This window comes from Nostoc sp. NMS4 (genome assembly GCF_017115095.1).
Lineage (GTDB): Bacteria > Cyanobacteriota > Cyanobacteriia > Cyanobacteriales > Nostocaceae > Nostoc.
Genome location: NZ_JABXKI010000265.1, coordinates 38,789 through 56,338, shown reverse-complemented (window position 1 = coordinate 56,338; position 17,550 = coordinate 38,789). Strand labels below are relative to the sequence as shown.

Below are 17,550 nucleotides of genomic sequence, written 5' to 3'. Positions count from 1 at the left end.
TTTAATTTTGAATTTTGAATTTTGAATTGTTAACTGTGTTTCAGATCACAACTAACTTGTCACAAGATAGATTGTCACAAGATAGATTGACCTTACGAAATTTAGTGAGATAATAGAGTTGTGAGGGACAGAACGGACGCAACTCGATATATTAAGGGGGAAAATTATGAAACTCCAGCTATTAGCGGCCATGGCCTTAGCAACACCCCTATTTTTCGCTAGCTCGGTTAGAGCCGAGAATCCACAGGATTTACAAAAGCTGCTTTCAACTGGGGAATGTGTTAAGTGCGATCTATCAGGAGCTAACCTCAGTGGCGCTCATTTGATTGGTGCTGACTTGAGAGGCTCGAAGCTCCAAGGAGCCAACCTTGTAGGAGCTAACCTCGAAGGTGCTGACTTAACTGGTGCAAACTTGGCAGGTGCTAACCTAACATCTGCTTATGTAACCAATGTGAATTTGAAGCAAGTTAATCTCAACGGAGTAAATTTTACTCGCGCGACGATTCACGATTCTAATGTGTATCAAGCATCAATGAACGATCTAAATCTTACTGGTGCGGAAATATTTAACACTGGAATCGGGATTGGGGGAGAAGATGCTGAAATTCCCGATTGGAAATAGGCCTAACTGAGTACACAGCTTAAAATCAATTCAACATAGGTTTTGGCGGGTTTTAAATCAAATAAACTAGTTTTTTGCCAGGATTATCCTTAAAACCTGCCTCCACAAAAATATTAAAATAAATGAAACCCCTCTGCGTTGTAATCACTTTACTATGGCAAAAGCAGAGGGGGTTTCTTTTGGCGATCGCACTGATATCGACACAAAAAAGTGCAATCAAAATCTGAAAAGCTTTGTTACTTCCCATCAGAGGACTTTACTTTGTGAAAGACTCGAAACGCGGATATATTCAAGATTATCCCTAGTATGACCTTTAGTACCCGTGGTGGAACAATACCAACAAGCATTCCTCCGATTATGGCTCCAATCACCGAGCCAACTCCCATAGGCGTTACAGCGCTTCCGGCTATTATGCAATACAGTTTTTATCCTTGCCCCCTCCTAGCATAGCTTTCAGTTTTGAGGATGTACCTCATAGCTGCCGGAAGTGCTGTATAGTATTGCCCAAGACTGTACGATCTGCAAATGCACCTTGACTAGCATATTTAATAACCCCTACCAGTACAGTTGGTAAGCGCTAGGTTCAAAGGTACAGCCTGTCGCACTGAATAGTTCTCCGACTTGTGTGTACACCATAGCCTTTTTAAGGGGGATTTAGGGGTATTTAAAAAATCTAACCCCTTTTAATTACGAATTACGAATTACGTAGCTTGCTTTTTGCCTTTGGTGAGTATTACGAATTACAAATTGGTATTATTATCTCAACAATTTGCTAAACTCCAACTTCCTGGAGAGCAAATAAAAACAATTTGAGTATTGGGAATTTGGAGGGGGTTGCAGAGTGGCTAATGATGAACGCATAGTCAATACACAACAGATTTATCCAAAGGATTTTTCCTGGGGATTATGGCCTGTTGTGCCACTCTACCCCTATGGTAGGCGGCAGACAATTCGTCAAGAAGTGCTTAAAGAGACAATCTGGAATTTTGACCAAATTCAGGGCATTTTCTACGTTGTTGTACCAATTCGCATGACTGTTGTGAAGTTAGAAACTAGGGGTCTTCTTGTCTATGCGCCTGTTGCACCAACCCCAGAGTGCATCAGACTTGTGAATGAGTTGGTGGCAGAATATGGCGATATTAAGTACATTATTCTGCCAACTATCTCTGGTATAGAACACAAAGTTTTTGTTGGCCCCTTCGCCAGATACTTTCCGACTGCACAGGTGTTTGTGGCTCCCCATCAGTGGAGTTTCCCGCTAAATCTTCCCCTTAGCTGGCTTGGCTTACCTCCAAAACGCACTCAAGTACTTCCAGAAGATAGCAGCAAAACCCCCTTTGCTGACGAGTTTGATTATGCAATACTTGGCCCTATTGGTCTTGGCCTTGGTAGGTTTGCGGAAGTTGCTTTTTTCCACAAGCGATCGCATACTCTTTTAGTGACAGATTCTGTACTTTCTATCCCAGAAGATCCACCTGCGATCGTTTTATTAGATCCATATCCTTTATTATTTCATGCCAAGGATCGCGCTTCTGATATTGTTGCAGATAGTCAGGTAAATCGCCGTAAGGGTTGGCAGCGCATCTGTCTGTTTGCTTTATACTTTCGACCAAGGGCATTAGATATACCCCAATGGAGTCAGGTTTTACAAGATTCCTTGAAAGCCCCAGAACGATCCAGGAAAGCTTATTTTGGATTGTATCCTTTTAAATGGGAGTCAGATTGGCTGCGATCGTTTGATGCCCTGCGAGGTGATGGGCGTTTATTTGTGGCACCAATTTTACAGACGCTAATTCTCAACCGCGCCCCGAAGGAAACCATTGACTGGGCTGATAAAGTTGCAAGTTGGGACTTCGAGTGGGTTATTTCTTGCCACTTTGATTCACCGATTAAAGCCCAAGGGCATCAGTTTCGCCAAGCTTTCTCTTTTTTGGAAAAGCAGCCGATTGTTAGTGGTGATTTGTTGAGCAGTAGCAGCTATCCTTTACCAGAGGAAGATTTTAAAGCACTTAGGGAAATCGATGCAGGTTTAAATAAGTTTGGGATTGTGCCAGCAGCCAAGGACAAGGTATAGGAGAGCGGTATGTAACCCATGCTTTGGGCGCACAGCTAACTGTGCTACCCTACGAGTTGTTTACAAATGATTAAGTAAAGTTATATCCACCGTAAAATAATAGATAAACTAGCTCAGGTGAACCGTAGAAGCCTATGCCACAGGCAATTCTTAACCAAATCCTCAATCAGCTTGAAATTTTAGAGCCAGAAGAGTTACAGCAGTTGAATCAGGCTATACAAAGATATATTGTTGAGCAAGAACAAGTTACTCAACGGACAACATTTCACAAAGCACTGTTAACTTCTGGGTTGGTAAAACAACTCAAGCAACCAGTTTACATTCAGCAAACTGAACACCAACTTATTCAGGTACAGGGTAAAACTGTTTCTGAAACAATCATTGAGGAACGCTGCTAGATGGCAGCTTATTATTTAGATAGCAGTGCGCTGGTCAAACGCTACGTCAGTGAGATAGGTTCAGCATGGGTTTTGAGTTTATTTGACCCGCGACTAAAAAATGATGTACTAATTGCTGCTATTACTAGTGTTGAAATTGTCGCTGCCATTACACGACGATGCCTACGGCAACCCCTGGGGGGAACGCGTGGTGGAAGTATCATTACTACAGATGCGATCGCAGTATGTAATCAGTTTAAAAGCGATCTCCAGTCTGAATACCAAGTTGTCGAAATCACAGAGAGCATTATCAACTCTGCAATGGTATTAGCTGAAGCATACGGGTTACGAGGCTACGATGCAGTTCAGCTAGGGTCTGGTCGTGCGGTAAATGCCCTCTGCATAGCTAACAGTTTACCTTTGGTGACATTTGTATCTGCTGATTTCGAATTGAATGCAGCCGCAGCAAGTGAAGGTCTAATTGTTGAAAACCCCAATAACTACCCCTAAAGTTTGATTCCTTTAAACCTTTCTTGCGCCGCTTTAAATGCTTCTTGCATTACTAACTGAATTTTCTCTTGATCGGGTTTCTTACCTCCCATTAAATCACCAAAGTAAACACAAGCTGCTTCCCCTAATGCCCAGGTATAGGCGGCTGCCCAAGAAGCGGCGATCGCACTGCCAATACCTGGTATAAATTTAATTAACTCCCGGGCAATTGCCTGTGCTAAAAAACCACCTGCGATCGCACTCACAACGCCTCCTGCCTGAGATGGAGTAACTGTCTGCCCATATAATTTACCCAACAAACCCACCATTGATACTTGCAAAGCAGTGAGTACGGGCATTGTCGCAAATGGCAGAGGGACAGCCGCCAGAGTTGCAGACATAATCGCAAATGGCAAAATATAACGGCGTGCAGCATCTCGATAAAGGTTGCCAATTTGCTTCCCAACTTCTTCTCGATCTAATAACTGATAAATCGCCTGGGCTTCTGCTTGTGGGAGCAGTTCTGCTAAGGAATCTCGCAGTGCTTCTAAGCCATAAAATACCTGAGTGTAGCCATCTTCTTCTAAAGTAAAGTCAATGAGTACAGAGCGATCGCTTATTCCTGCAAAGGCTTGTTGCATTGCGGCAAATGCGCGGTTGACTTCCTGATAATCTGGCGGATAGATGGGATGATCGACGGTATCGCTAGGATAAACTTCGTGCAAGCAGGTAACTACCAGCAGACAGGGAATGTCTGGATATTTCTGGCGCAGTTGTTGAGCAATTTGTCGTAGGGTGTCAGTTGCAAAATCATTGATTTTGACAGTCAAAAGCAGGATTCTGGCGGAACGAGTTTCCTGTTGTAAATCGCCAACTAACTCCTGAATAATTGTTTGAGTATCTTGTTTGACATCACCCAGCCCCACGGTATCAGTAAAAATCAGTAACGGCAAATCATTGGAAGGATAGGCATAGCGCTGGGTGTGTTGTGTGTGTGGGCGAAATCCTTGACCAACAATTTCGGCAGAAACTCCCGTTAATCCTCGGACAATAGAACTTTTTCCGGCTTGGGGTTTACCAATTAGCAGCGCTTCTGTGGTTGGCAGTTCGGCTCGGATTTTCTCTAAAATCTCTGCAACCTGAGTATCGCTCACACTAAACCATTCCACAACTGTCTGTGCCAGTTGTTCTACGGGTAGGAGTTGCGTTAGACGTGTTGTTGCTTTGTTCCAGACACCAGCAATCTGATTTGTCCAGGAATTATCGACCGACTTGGTAATCGTTTTGTCGGTCGGTTCACTCAATTGCTGAGAATCGGTTGATGGTAAGTCAGCATCACCTTGCTCGGTCATTTTCATCCAAACTTAGAAGACCCTTGTTGTCATCTTATAGCGATTTTAAAAGGGATAACTAGTACCTTTAGTAGTGTTAGCGGTTCTCGTTTGGATATAATACACAACTTTTCGGTCTACTGACGTTGTCGCAATAGCCAAAGCAATGCAATGCCTGTAATTGCTCCTGATACAATCCCCGAACCAGTTCCCAGAGTAGCCCCGAAAGCGATTTTTGCCACGGAAGTACTTACATAATTTTCCATGAAGTTTGTAACCCCGTAGGCTACTGGGATAGCTAGACAGCTAACAACATCACTCAAGATGCGCGATAACGTCCATACCCGATACAACGATATAGTCTGGTTCAAGATTCCATCTAAGATCAGCGATTGAATTATTCTGACTCCAGCTAAGATTATGACTCCGGCTAAGATTCCGATTTTGTCTGCGGATAATATTCCAGCTAAAGCTAAGATTCCCGCTCCGGTTAAGATTCCGGCTCCAGCTAAGGCTTCGGCTTTAGCTAAGACTATATCTAAGGCTTCGGCCTTAGCTTTAGCTATATTTAAAACTTGGGCTATGGCTTTGGCTATAGGCCCGGTTATGGCTAAGACTATTACTCCGGCTATAGCTATACCTCCGGCTACAGCTACGATTAAGGCTAAATTTAAGGCTCCAACTAAGCCTAAGACTATGGCTAAGACTGCGGCTAAGACTGCGGCAAAGGCTACGGCAGTAGATCCAGCTAAGGCTACCCCTAAGGCTAAGACTACGGCTCCAGTTATAGTTAAGGCCAAGGCTACAGATCCTTCTCCAGCGAAGGTTCCGGCTTTTGCGAAAACTACAATTGCGGCAAATAATAAGCCGATACTTGAGATTGAGTTGGTCAGTATCCAGCTAGCTAATATCCAGCGACTGCTCTTAGCCACATACTCTGGTACATACAAGATCAAGATGTACAGCTGTATAACTCCCGCTATAACTCCACTAAAAGCTAATGATAGAGTCAGCATAATAATTGACTCACCCAACCACCCTACACCCCAACCTAAAGTTTGACTTAAGGTAGTGACCAAGAACCATTGAAGCCAAAACCACGATTCTGTTCTTTTGGAAGAGAGTACATTACGCGAAGCTTTTCGCATCCGAACCGCTAGCTTATTTTTTTTACCAGCCATGAATTCTTGAAAAATGTAGTCTTGCAAAAGACTATCTTCAGGTGCTTTCTTAGCTAGCAAATTAAGCAGAGGTTGAGCCAACATAAGCTTATAAAAGTTATTCTTGACACTTTCTAATTCCGGAAATCCAACAGAGCCTTCAACAGCAGTTACTAACAACGCTTCAATTGCTAAACGGATCTTTTTTTCCTCTGGACGGGGAATTTCGGAAATCAAACGTATCCGCAACCAGTCAGGCATATAACCATCCCGGAACCACGGTAAGCGAGCTAGATCAGTGATCTGAGAATCTTGGAGCAAGGTAGATTTATATTCTGTGCTGAGGTTATAACCCAAGTAGAGCGTGAGATTCCAATGCATTTGTGGGAAGATAGCACAAGCACTCAACCAGCGATAACCAGCTTTACCTAAATAGCCTTGGAGAGATTTTAAAACCTCATCAATTAGCAATGATTCCGGGGGATCTCGTTCAATCCAGCGACGCGATCGCACTCTCAATATTTCTGGAAAAGGTGCCCTAAAATTATCTGAAGGTGTATAAGGCAATTCTTCATACTTAATACTATGTACCAACTTCATTAACCCCTCAGATGTAGCAGGTAGAACAGCGAACTGCCGGGATAATTCCAATTCTTGATATCCCCAATGTTCTGAGGGTTTTGGAGTTAAAATAGCGCGATCGCTCCAATTTGTAAACAAATGATTCCAAGATTCCAGTTCACCAGTACGGGAACTAAACAACCCTTCAGCATCTGAGAATAGAATCAGGCGATACTGACTGTATTTTCTGGCCATTTCGTGCAGTGTGCGGGGAGTTCCTTTACCTGCCACCGGAAAGCAGACGCGTGGATCGCTATCAAAGTAGTATCCTATGAGAAAAACCTGATTTTGGCTTAACCTGTCAATTATTTCCTTAGCAAATCTCGCCTGGTGGTCATTGTAATTAGTGCGATCAATTAGCACCAGATATTCAGGGAGAAGCTGGCGATAACTATATACTGGAGTGAAGTAACCTCCTAACTGCACACTCTTTTCTACCGTTTTTTTAACATTGAGTTCGTAGAATGAAATTGGGATACGCCGTCTAAAACCTTGAGCGATATGTAAAAATAAAACTTTGGGAAACAATTCCTCATCCAAACCAACAATATACACTTGCTCTAATTGAGGCTGTTGATTGGTCGAATGACGCACTAGAAATCGATCCGCTTGGAAAAACCACCAAAGTCGCCAAACGAAAAATATCAAAACTGGTAGAAGTACTACTAATACTATGAGTTGCCATTGCGTAACCTGGCTTTGAGGCGTAGGTTTGCTAGTTTGAAATATTGAAGGTTTAGGCTGAAGAGGTGTAGGTTTGCTAGTTCTAAATATTGAAGGTTTAGGCTGAAGAGGTGTAGGTTTGCTAGTTTTAAATATTGAAAGTTTAGGCTGAAGAGGTGTAGGTTTGCTAGTTCTAAATATTGAAGGTTTAGCTATTATAAGTTTAGGCTGGAACGGCATTGATCTCACAGAAAGCACACCTATAAACGCAAGAAGAGCAATTATCGCAAACCACCACCATTTCCGCTTCTGGTTCTTAAGTTTCCGCAACTCCTGCCGTAGTTTCTCTGCCTTCGTGTCTATTGGTGCAGCATTGTTGACGCTAAAACCCAGGCGTTTCAGCCATTGGTCAAATCGTTGATAGAAATCTTCTTGTTCAGTAGGTGAGTGGCAAAGCAATGGACTAAGAAGAGTTTTGAATCTCTGAGGACGATCTAGATTATCTCCTTGAGCAATAAGCGCAAGCATCAGGTTTTGGACGGCAATATACTGCGATATCCCGATTTGATAGTCTGCCTCCCGCAGTTCATCCATGAACTCGATTAGCGTCTCTAAATTTAGCCGATCTAGATTTACTTCTTGGGGTTGCTTATCCATGTTTTAACTATGATCTGAGCCTTCTCTTGATCTTCTGCTCTTTTGATCAAATTACTAAGTGTTGATAGAGCTAAGTCAGGGTTTTTAAGTGGATTCTCTGGATGGTTGGGAGATATTTCTCGCAGCGCTATCATCCAACCCAAAAGTTCAGCAGTCGTTGGTTTCTTGCGTAAGCCACTTGATGAGTGTCGTAGCTTGTAAAACAGATCCAATGCTGTGGTAAGAAAATCATTGTTACTGTGAGAGTTTAAACCTAATCGATTAGTAACAATTTCTCGTAAACGCTCCTTCTCTGGAAAGGGGACGTTGTAATAGATGCAACGCCGTAAAAAGGCATCTGGAAGGTCTTTCTCAGAATTACTGGTAATGATAATAATGGGTTGTAATTCGGGATTAACTCGAATTGCGTCGTTACCTAGTTCCGGTACTCGAAAATACAGGTGTTCCAATTCGTTGAGAATATCGTTAGAGAAGTCGCGGGGTGCTTTATCTACTTCGTCAATGAGAACTATAGAGCGTCTTTTACCAGGATGCTCAAAATTTGGTGGAAGCAGTTCCGCAATGTCTGACTTTTCTTTAGTCAGCAAAATTGCTTTGCCCAAAGCATGATATGTTAAATAGTTGAGAGAGCTTCTATCTTTTATACCATTCTGTACATCTTGAAATTGTCTCAAAGTATCATAAGTGTAAAATAGATCGCGGGCAGTACTTGTAGATTTAGTTTCAAATTTGAGTGGTATTTCAAAACCAAGTTGCCAAGCAACGCTATAAGCAAATTGGGTTTTACCAGTACCTGGTTCTCCAGTCAGTAAGAGGGGTTGTCCTAGAAGCAGAGCAATATTACAAGCATCAACCAGTCCAGGATCTGCAATATAGTTTTCTGGCTGCATTATCTGGGAACGCCGTGATACAGGCAAAGTTGCCGGTACATCACTTCGCTTTTTGCCATCACTAAGATAAAAGGGAAACTTCATGTGCTTTCGCTCCTTCTAATGTATTCATCCAAAATACTTCTCAATTGAGAAGCTAAATTTTCCATAGGAATTCTTTTAGGTAAATCATTTGATTTGTACTGCTCAAAAATTTCTCGAATTTTCGGCTCAATATATTGGTTGAAATCGACTTTTTCAAAGAAATAGTTTCTGCACTGAGCTTGTACCCATTCTTCTACTTCATGTCTAGTAATTCCTTCAAGTTTTGGCAAAACTATGCCAATCAATCTCTTACAACTAGATAATTGAGTAGGTAAATGTTCTTCAATAATCATTGAAATATCATTTCTGTCGGACATGAAATTAATTAAACGCTTTTTTTTCTGATAATATTTAATAGATAAAAACACGATTAATTGCTGCTTTTCAGCAAGAGTAGGCCATCTATTCCAAAAGTCTATAAAACTATTGAGAGTCGATTTTAAACTAGATTTTGGTAAATCATTAGCTAAAAGATGTATATATAATATTACAGGCCCGGGATATTTAGCTAAACAATCATTGATTGTTTGATTGGATACATTTCGACTAACTTCACTTATGTTTTTAGCTAAACTTTGTTGAAGCATATAATCAAAATTATCTCTATCTTTAAAATTTATAGGAAAGCTTGGATAATAGCATTTAATGCTGGTTTTTTCAGAATCTTTAATTTCAAGTAATTCAGGAATAGAACTTTTTATTAAACGTTCATAAAATGGATTGTGACATTGATATTCATCACCATGAAAAATACAAAGCAGTGGTTTAGTTTTTCTCTTATCAAGATTATTTATTGCAGCACTAAGCGCGGACTCTTGTCCGCTCCGATTAAGGTAATCAGGTAGTAGATAAAGATAATCAGGTAAGGCTACTGAACTAGGCGCAACAGTTATGAGTCGTGCAAGTTCGTCACGTAGCTTTTGCAATTGTTTTTCAAATTGGCGTTTATTTTTTGTTAAACTTAATGGAATTTTTTCTTTTTCTGGGTGTTGGGATTCATTTTCATTAATTAAAAGCAAATTATCTTCAATTTCGGCTATCTGTTTCTCAATAGATTTTATTTCTTCCTGAGTCATTACTTTAGCATTATGTTTAAAGTCTCATTCCTAGTTTTTGTTCCAGTTCTGCAATCTTGCTTTCTGTAGAGCGTCGATTATTCTCTAGTTGTAGTGGAATAGTAGTGAAATCAATATACTCACTCATCCGCTCATCAATCAGTTGTAGGTTTTTACGATAATTAATTAACATTCGTTTCCAGGTAGCCACTTGAGTGGTATCCAACCCTGGTGTAATTGATGGAATATTAGCTGTCCAATTTGGTAGCGCATAAGGTCTTTTTTCACCCGCAGCATACCAAGCTAAAGCAAAATTATCTTCTAAATTCCTAACTTTAATAATGGGGTGTTGTTTGTCATCTGTCCGTTCTGGAACTTTGCGTCCTACCCACATTGCCAAATCCAATACACGGGAGTAGCCGTCTTGCTCAAATGCTCCATAGCCAGCTAGCCCTTCTAATAAAGCTGCTGTGTACTTACTATAGGGATCGCCTGTCCAAGAAACTTCATCTTTCCGTGACGAAGCTAGTATAACTCGACCACTGCTGCTTCCTAACTGCGCGATCGCTGATGGTGGTAAAGGTGATTTGATTGCTCCCTTAGCTTCAGCTTGTCCACCAGCATGGCAGCAATCAAGGAGTACCAGTAATTTCTTTGCCTGAATAGCTTGCAAACGTTCGGTGAATATTGACCCAAGAATCGCTGTATGCTGCAAATTTTCCAGATTGTATCCGTAAGGTAATAAATAATAATCTGGTGTTTCCATTCCGTGACCAGAAAAGTAAACGATAGCTGTATCATCTTTTCCAGTTACATCAGCCAGCCAACTTAAAGCAGATAAGATATTTGTAACAGTTGCTTCTTCACCAGTTAGCAAACGTACTTGCTCACTAGGATAGGCACAACGAGATGAATCGCGTAGTAGATTCGCAACGGCAGTAGCATCATCAATTGTGATAGGCAAGTCGTAACCTACTCCGATAATAACAGCATACCCTTGCCTGAAGGTTTGGGTCATATTTATATTGGCTCCGATAAAATACGTTAATGTTTGAGCTTTTGATACAAATTGAGCATACTATCTTTCGCAAGATTGCGAAAGGTGTCACTCAGTAACGCTTGCTCCCTCATCCGTAAAAAATCGCCTATTAGGGTGGTAGCCGAGATATGTGTAATTTGGGATGGAACAGGTTGTAAACAAATATTGCAGAGTACGCTTTATTGATTTACTAACTTCCCCAAAAATGATGTAGGACAAATCCGAATTTTACACTGTAAAACTAAGCTTTCACTCCTTTTCGCCCTTTACACTTGCCCATTAATTAATGACCTTTTTTGGGAATGTTCGCTTACTTTTATCAGCTTGCTTCAATCAAATCAGCGATCGCTTTCATCAATACATCTGGATCTACTGGTTTGGAAATATGCATTTGAAATCCTGCGGCTAATGCTTGCTGCTGATTCATTTCCCCTGCATAAGCTGTCAGAGCGATCGCTGGTACGTTTCCTCCTTGTTGAGGCGATCGCGATCGCACTTCACGTATCAGCATATAACCGTCTGTTTTTGGCATTCCAATATCGCTAATTAAAACATCTGGTATCGACTCAGACAGTGCTTGTAGTGCTTCTTGTGCTGATGATACGGCAGTTACTTGTACGCCGTAGTCTTGTAAAATAAAGGTGATTAAGTCGCGGATATCTGGTTCATCATCCACTATCAAAATTTGAGTGTCCGCAAGAAGCAAGGATTCTGGCTCAGAATATGAAGACTGATTTTCTTCACCCCGAATCTGTTCATTTCTGACTAAAAGCGGTAACTCGACACTGAAGGTTGCACCCAATCCTTCTCCAAGACTTTCGGTTTGAACTTTTCCCCCATGCATTTCTACAACTTTACGCACGATCGCTAATCCTAAGCCTAGTCCACCAAATGTCCGTGTAGTTGTACCATCAGCTTGGCGAAAGTAATCAAACACATAAGGCAAAAAGTCTAAGCTAATTCCCTTACCTGTATCGCTGACTTGAATTTGAGCCTGATTACCAGCTTCCATGAGTCGAATTTCTACCCGTCCTCCTGCTGGTGTAAATTTTACCGCATTAGAAAGTAAGTTCCACACGACTTGTTGCAACCGATTTTGGTCGCCCATCACTTGTCCTAAACTAGCATCAAATACGGTCTGAATTTGAATTGATTTAGCTTGTGCTGCTAGTCGTACCGTTTTTAATGCTGCTTCAACTACCATTACCAAGCTGACTGGACAGATATTCAAATTTAATTTTCCTTCAAGGATGCGAGACACATCCAACAAATCTTCAATTAGGTGAGTTTGTAACTTGGCGTTGCGTTCAATGGTTTCTAAGGCGTGGTTAGTAGTTTTTTGATCGAACTTGCGAGTTTGCAGCATTTTCGACCATCCCAAAATCGGGTTGAGTGGGGTTCGCAGTTCATGGGAGAGAACCGCCAGAAATTCATCTTTAATTTTGTTGGCGATTTCTGTTTGTTGTCGTGCTGTTCTTTCGCAGTCGAGTAGGCGATTGCATTCTTTTTCAGTCAATTTGCCTAAGCGATCGCGTAGCGTTTCTAAGAGTTGTTCTTCGTAGACATCGGTAATATCCATACAAACGCCAATCATCCGCACCGCTTGTCCTTGAGCGTCATAGATAAACTTTCCTTTGGCAGAAATCCAATGTGTACTTTGGTTTGAGCGAACTATGCGAAATTCATCATTGTAGTCAGTTTTTTCTGCCAAAGCGCTGGCGATCGCTTGCATTACAGATTGGCTATCTTCAGGATGAACGCACTTTTTAAATGTCTCGTAAGGGCTATCAAAAATACTTGGAACTAGACCAAAAAGCAATTCATAATTTTCCGACCAGATGACTTGATTGCTAACAATATTCCAATCCCACAAGACCATTTGGGATACATCTAAAGCTAGCCTCAGCCGTTCTTCACTTTCTTTGAGAATTACTTCTACCTGCTGTCGCTGTGCAATTTCTTGTTGGAGTTGCTCTAAAATTACTGCTTCATCTGTTGGCAGATTAAAATGTCCAACTTTATTATGAAGATTTTCTGCTTCTACTGGCAGCTTTCTTTTTAGTTCTGTTAATTGCTCCTCAAGCGCTGTTTGCCTTTGTTGATAAAATATCTCTGATTGCTCTAACTCAGCTACACGCTGCCGCAAAACTGCCAATTCATCAGTGAGTTCAAAGTTAATTTTATCAACATCTTGCATATTGTACACCGCTAATTTTTAATAATATCGACAATATCGACTTGAAGAGTAGGTATCACTAGTTCGATCTATGAATTTTTCAGCTATCAAATGTAATCTATCAAAAGGTACATAATTAATTCGTAATTCGTAATTTATGTTACAGATTTTAATTACTTATAGCTCAATACAGTTCAGTTAAGCAATTTTTTCCTTCTCTTTCTTCTCTCTGCGTCCTCTGCGCCTTGGCGGTTCGTTAAAAAATTGACTTGGATAACAGAGTTTTAGCCTTAACTGAACCGTATTGACTTATAGCTAACTAGTAGTCTGTCAAGAAATAATTGACGAATAAGTTTTCTGTAGAGACGGCGATTTATCGCATCTCTCCAACCGTCAAAATGGATTTGATAAACCACTAGCTAAAGAAAGGTTATTTTTTAAATTTTATGAAAGCTGCACCAATAAATAATGCCACAACCTGCCCTAAGAAGACAACACCCGATTGATTTACGCCAACAGGAGGAATATTTAAACTCCCGATACCATAAAATAGTTGTTGCACAAACCACCAAAATATATAGAAAAAGGCTGGCATTTGGATAGGGATATACAAAATTATTAGCGGTAAAATCGTGTCAATTTTAGCTTTAGGGAACTTCGTAATGTATGCTCCTAAAATCGCTGCGATCGCACCATTTGCCCCAATCAATGGAACTGTCAAACTCGGTTCAGCCAAAATTTGTATTACCCCTGCGATCGCGCCAGATGCCAGATAAAATTCTAGATAGCGTCTGTGTCCCAGAATATTTTCTACAGTCTTCCCAAAAACCCACAAAAATAGCAGATTTCCTAATATTTGACTAAAACTACCGTGCAGAAACATTCCAAAAACTAGTGAAAATGCCCGCCAAATTACAACTATCCAAGCAGCAGAATTGTTGAACAAGAATGCATTTGTAATTGCCCCACTAATCTGGGCTGGAATCACACCCCAACTATTGACAAAATAGCCCAACGTATCACTAAATTCTAGTTGGAGTTCCCATAAGAATACGGCGATATTAATACCAATTAGCCAATAATTAATAATCGGCTTATTCCAACAACGAATGTTATCACTAATAGGAATCATATTAATTCGTAATTCGTAATTCGTAATTCGTAATTTGTAATTTTTGGGTTTATTTGGGGATTGGGCATTGGGAAAGAGAAGGTAGGAGGCAGAAGTTCTTTAATTTTGAATTTTGAATTTTGAATTGATTGCTCCCTCACTCTCCCCTAACCTGTGGCAAGATTGAAATCAGATCGCATCGCACTTAACTAGGCAAACGAGATGCTAGGAAACACACTTGTAGGAAGATACCAAATTATTAGCAACTTGGGAGGTGGGGGTTTTGGTGAAACTTTTGTGGCTTGTGATACCCAATTACCTGGTTCACCTCTATGTGTCGTCAAGAAACTCAAACTCCAGGCAAGCGATCCGGTAACTTTGGAAACAGCTAGGCGTTTATTTGATACGGAAGCGCAAGTTCTGTATAAATTAGGAACTCACGATCGCATTCCCCAACTTTTAGCTTATTTTGAAGAAAATGCCGAATTCTATCTTGTACAAGAATTGATCGAAGGTCACGATTTGAGTCAAGAATTAACTTCAGGTAAAATCCTCACTCAAGAAGAAGTAATTTCACTTTTACAAGAACTTTTAGCAATCTTAGAATTTGTCCACCAACAAAATGTAATTCATCGTGATGTCAATCCCCGAAATATCCTCAGACGACAACCAGATGGCAAATTAATTTTAATTGATTTTGGTGCAGTCAAACAAATTGCTACTCAAGTTATTACTCCTCAAGGTCAAACTATCGCAACAGTCGCTATCGGTACTCCTGGATATATCCCTGGCGAACAAGCTCATGGTACGCCCAAATTGAGCAGTGATATCTATGCTGCGGGAATAATTGCTATTCAAGCTTTGACTGGATTATCACCAGAGGAAATAGTCAAAGATGCTGATACTAATGAAATTATCTGGCATGATAAAGCTACGGTAACACCAGAATTTGCTCAATTCTTAGATAGAATGGTGTGCTACGACTTTCGACAACGCTATCCTTCGGCAACTGTGGCATTACGAGCGCTGAAAGAGTTAACCCAACCACCTGTTGAAACAATAGCGTTAATTCCTCCTTCTCCACCAAAAAATATCTACAAACCTCAACCCAAAAAAGGTATATTGGGTAAAATTTTACTAACAATATTTTTCCTGGCTGTTGGCACAGTAGCATCAATATTTATTTGGAATCACATTAATTCAAAGAATGCTATAGAATTATCTAAACAAGGAAATACGCTTTTTGATTTGCAACGCTATCAAGACGCACTAGAAGTATATGAAAAAGCAGTTGATATTAGACCAGATTATGCTCAAGGCTGGAATGGTCAAGGCAAAACGCTAAATAAATTAAAAAAATACAAAGACGCATTAGCAGCCTATGACAAAGCAATTCAAATTCAGCCAGATTATTTAGATGCTTGGATTGGACGTGGTTCTGTATTGGGAAATTTACAGCGATATCAAGAAGCGATCGCCTCTTTTGACAAAGCCTTAGAATTAAATAATGACAACTCAGATGTCTGGAATGCTAAGGGTGAAGCTTTCAGTAATTTAAACCAATATGACCAAGCAATTAAATCTTATGAAAAGGCGATTGAACTCAAACCAGATAATTACGAAGCTTGGTATAAAAAAGGATTAGCTTTGCAGAATTCTAAACGATATGAAGAAGCGATCGCAGCCTATCAAAAAGTCGTTGATTTAAAACCAGATTATGAGCAAGCCTGGTATAATTTAGGGAATGCACTAGTCAATTTAAAACGCTATCAAGATGCGTTTACAGCTTATGATAAATCGGTGCAATATCAACCAACTTATTATCAAGCTTGGTTATCTAGAGGTAATATATTGCTGAATTTGCAACGTTATCCAGAAGCGATTGAATCTTTTAATCAAGTAATTAAATACAATCCCAGAAGCTATCAAGCCTGGTATAATTTGGGTTGGTCGCTGCATCAAAATAAACGCTATGAAGAAGCAATAGAATCTTATAATAAGGCGGCAACTATTAAGCAAAACGACTATCAACTCTGGTACAATTTAGGAAATTCACAATACATATTGCAGAAATACGAAGATGCGATCGCGTCTTATAATAAGGCAGTTCGTTATAAACCAGACCATTCCGAAAGCTGGTTTAGCAGAGGTAACGCTCTATTAAATTTGAAACGATATCAAGATGCGATCGCTTCTTACGATCGTGCCATAAAATACAAGCCTAATTACCAACAAGCAATAGACGCTCGCAATCAAGCCCAAATTCAACTACAAGGCCAACTGCAAGACGAAAAACCAAAGCCTATAATCGTACCAACTCTGCCATTTCCTAATTCCACCAATCCACCGCCAACCAAACCCTAAGCAACCCTGAAATTGACGCTTTAGGATTGATATCATGTCCGCCGAATTTATTATTGTAGAAACGGCGATTCATCGCGTCTCTTGTCTTAACCGAACAGTATTGAAAGTCGAACCACAGAGGCGCAGAGGACACAGAGAGTTAAGAAAAACTGTAGGTTGCGTTAGCAAAGCGCAACCCAACAAAGCCCCGGATAGTTAGGCTTTTACTTTGGTGTTCTATCTATACAACGGATTGTAAGTTAATGAAGTACAAAAATACCCCTCCCTAACCCTCCCCGTATGTATTGGGGCTACCGTATATACACAAGTCAAACTACCCCCCTTAATCCCCCCGATATATTGGGGGGAAATAATAAATCTAGTTCCCTCCCCTTTGCAAGGGGAGGGTTAGGGTGGGGTAAAACCTTGGTTAATCAGCTATTTCAGACTTGTGTATACACCGTAGATGTATTGGGGAGGGAACTAGATTGACAATTTCCCCCTTATAAAGGGGGGATTAAGGGGTGTGAAGAATGTACTTCATTTAAATGCAAAATGCTATATATTAACAACCACCGGCGACAGCTGGGACAATACTTACTTCATCGCCATCTTTAAGAGTTGTGTTAATACCATCTAAATGGCGGATATCTTCGCTATCGACGTAAAAATTTACAAACCGGCGTAGCTTACCTTGTTCATCGCACAACCGAGATTTAATACCAGGAAAGCTTTGTTCTAAGGAATCTAGTAATTCAGCAATAGTGCTACCGCTAGATTCTAAAGTAGCTTGATTATTAGTAAAACTCTGAAGAGTCGTCGGAACTAAAACTTTTACAGCCATAGAAGTAAAAAGTG

At 40.5% G+C, this 17,550-nt stretch carries 13 protein-coding genes; 5 read left to right on the top strand and 8 right to left on the bottom strand.

Annotation, left to right across the window (positions count from 1 at the left end; all coding sequences use genetic code 11):
- Positions 1-166: 166 nt before the first annotated feature.
- From HWQ37_RS24685 to HWQ37_RS24670, 4 genes are all read left to right on the top strand, one after another.
- On the top strand, positions 167-622 hold the full coding sequence (locus HWQ37_RS24685; RefSeq protein WP_292752152.1) for a pentapeptide repeat-containing protein: 456 nt from the start codon (positions 167-169) through the stop codon (positions 620-622).
- Positions 623-1,463: 841 nt separating this feature from the next.
- Positions 1,464-2,696 carry a DUF4336 domain-containing protein gene (locus HWQ37_RS24680; RefSeq protein WP_292752150.1) on the top strand — a complete coding sequence of 411 codons (1,233 nt, stop codon included), beginning with the start codon at positions 1,464-1,466 and terminating at the stop codon, positions 2,694-2,696.
- A 134-nt stretch (positions 2,697-2,830) separates the two neighbouring features.
- Positions 2,831-3,094: a hypothetical protein gene (locus tag HWQ37_RS24675; RefSeq protein ID WP_292752146.1), complete on the top strand. Its 264-nt coding sequence runs from the start codon at positions 2,831-2,833 to the stop codon at positions 3,092-3,094.
- The gene (locus HWQ37_RS24670) at positions 3,095-3,583 is read left to right on the top strand and encodes a type II toxin-antitoxin system VapC family toxin (protein ID WP_292752144.1); all 489 of its coding nucleotides are present in this window, start codon (positions 3,095-3,097) and stop codon (positions 3,581-3,583) included.
- On the opposite strand, the gene HWQ37_RS24665 is transcribed toward HWQ37_RS24670, so the two are convergent.
- The 7 genes from HWQ37_RS24665 to HWQ37_RS24635 form a co-directional block, all read right to left on the bottom strand.
- On the bottom strand, positions 3,580-4,914 hold the full coding sequence (locus HWQ37_RS24665; RefSeq protein WP_292752141.1) for a GTPase family protein: 1,335 nt from the start codon (positions 4,912-4,914) through the stop codon (positions 3,580-3,582). The genes HWQ37_RS24670 and HWQ37_RS24665 overlap by 4 nt on opposite strands.
- A gap of 116 nt (positions 4,915-5,030) precedes the next feature.
- Positions 5,031-7,994 (bottom strand): hypothetical protein, encoded by a 2,964-nt coding sequence (locus tag HWQ37_RS24660; protein ID WP_292752138.1) that lies wholly within the window; start codon positions 7,992-7,994, stop codon positions 5,031-5,033.
- Positions 7,970-8,968: an AAA family ATPase gene (locus tag HWQ37_RS24655; protein WP_292752135.1), complete on the bottom strand. Its 999-nt coding sequence runs from the start codon at positions 8,966-8,968 to the stop codon at positions 7,970-7,972. Before HWQ37_RS24655 ends, HWQ37_RS24660 begins: the two co-directional genes overlap by 25 nt.
- Entirely contained in the window at positions 8,965-10,044 is a 1,080-nt protein-coding gene (locus HWQ37_RS24650; protein WP_292752132.1) for a hypothetical protein, read from the bottom strand. The genes HWQ37_RS24655 and HWQ37_RS24650 overlap by 4 nt, the downstream gene beginning before the upstream one ends.
- Positions 10,045-10,060: 16 nt before the next feature.
- Positions 10,061-11,041 carry a caspase family protein gene (locus tag HWQ37_RS24645; RefSeq protein WP_292752129.1) on the bottom strand — a complete coding sequence of 327 codons (981 nt, stop codon included), beginning with the start codon at positions 11,039-11,041 and terminating at the stop codon, positions 10,061-10,063.
- Positions 11,042-11,381: 340 nt separating this feature from the next.
- On the bottom strand, positions 11,382-13,259 hold the full coding sequence (locus tag HWQ37_RS24640; RefSeq protein ID WP_292752126.1) for an ATP-binding protein: 1,878 nt from the start codon (positions 13,257-13,259) through the stop codon (positions 11,382-11,384).
- A gap of 409 nt (positions 13,260-13,668) precedes the next feature.
- Positions 13,669-14,370 (bottom strand): rhomboid family intramembrane serine protease, encoded by a 702-nt coding sequence (locus HWQ37_RS24635; RefSeq protein ID WP_292752123.1) that lies wholly within the window; start codon positions 14,368-14,370, stop codon positions 13,669-13,671.
- A gap of 201 nt (positions 14,371-14,571) precedes the next feature.
- Here HWQ37_RS24635 and HWQ37_RS24630 point away from each other — a divergent pair, with 201 nt between their 5' ends.
- Entirely contained in the window at positions 14,572-16,713 is a 2,142-nt protein-coding gene (locus tag HWQ37_RS24630) for a serine/threonine-protein kinase (protein ID WP_292752120.1), read from the top strand.
- 544 nt (positions 16,714-17,257) lie between these two features.
- Here HWQ37_RS24630 and HWQ37_RS24625 read toward each other — a convergent pair.
- Positions 17,258-17,536: a ubiquitin-like small modifier protein 1 gene (locus HWQ37_RS24625; RefSeq protein WP_292752117.1), complete on the bottom strand. Its 279-nt coding sequence runs from the start codon at positions 17,534-17,536 to the stop codon at positions 17,258-17,260.
- Positions 17,537-17,550: the final 14 nt, after the last annotated feature.

Coding starts and splice junctions, on each gene's coding strand:
- HWQ37_RS24685 (WP_292752152.1), top strand. CDS start 167: ATGAAACTCCAGCTATTAGCGGCCATGGCCTTAGCAACACCCCTATTT.
- HWQ37_RS24665 (WP_292752141.1), bottom strand. CDS start 4,914: ATGACCGAGCAAGGTGATGCTGACTTACCATCAACCGATTCTCAGCAA.
- HWQ37_RS24630 (WP_292752120.1), top strand. CDS start 14,572: ATGCTAGGAAACACACTTGTAGGAAGATACCAAATTATTAGCAACTTG.
- HWQ37_RS24655 (WP_292752135.1), bottom strand. CDS start 8,968: ATGAAGTTTCCCTTTTATCTTAGTGATGGCAAAAAGCGAAGTGATGTA.
- HWQ37_RS24640 (WP_292752126.1), bottom strand. CDS start 13,259: ATGCAAGATGTTGATAAAATTAACTTTGAACTCACTGATGAATTGGCA.
- HWQ37_RS24645 (WP_292752129.1), bottom strand. CDS start 11,041: ATGACCCAAACCTTCAGGCAAGGGTATGCTGTTATTATCGGAGTAGGT.
- HWQ37_RS24625 (WP_292752117.1), bottom strand. CDS start 17,536: ATGGCTGTAAAAGTTTTAGTTCCGACGACTCTTCAGAGTTTTACTAAT.
- HWQ37_RS24670 (WP_292752144.1), top strand. CDS start 3,095: ATGGCAGCTTATTATTTAGATAGCAGTGCGCTGGTCAAACGCTACGTC.
- HWQ37_RS24635 (WP_292752123.1), bottom strand. CDS start 14,370: ATGATTCCTATTAGTGATAACATTCGTTGTTGGAATAAGCCGATTATT.
- HWQ37_RS24650 (WP_292752132.1), bottom strand. CDS start 10,044: ATGACTCAGGAAGAAATAAAATCTATTGAGAAACAGATAGCCGAAATT.
- HWQ37_RS24675 (WP_292752146.1), top strand. CDS start 2,831: ATGCCACAGGCAATTCTTAACCAAATCCTCAATCAGCTTGAAATTTTA.
- HWQ37_RS24660 (WP_292752138.1), bottom strand. CDS start 7,994: ATGGATAAGCAACCCCAAGAAGTAAATCTAGATCGGCTAAATTTAGAG.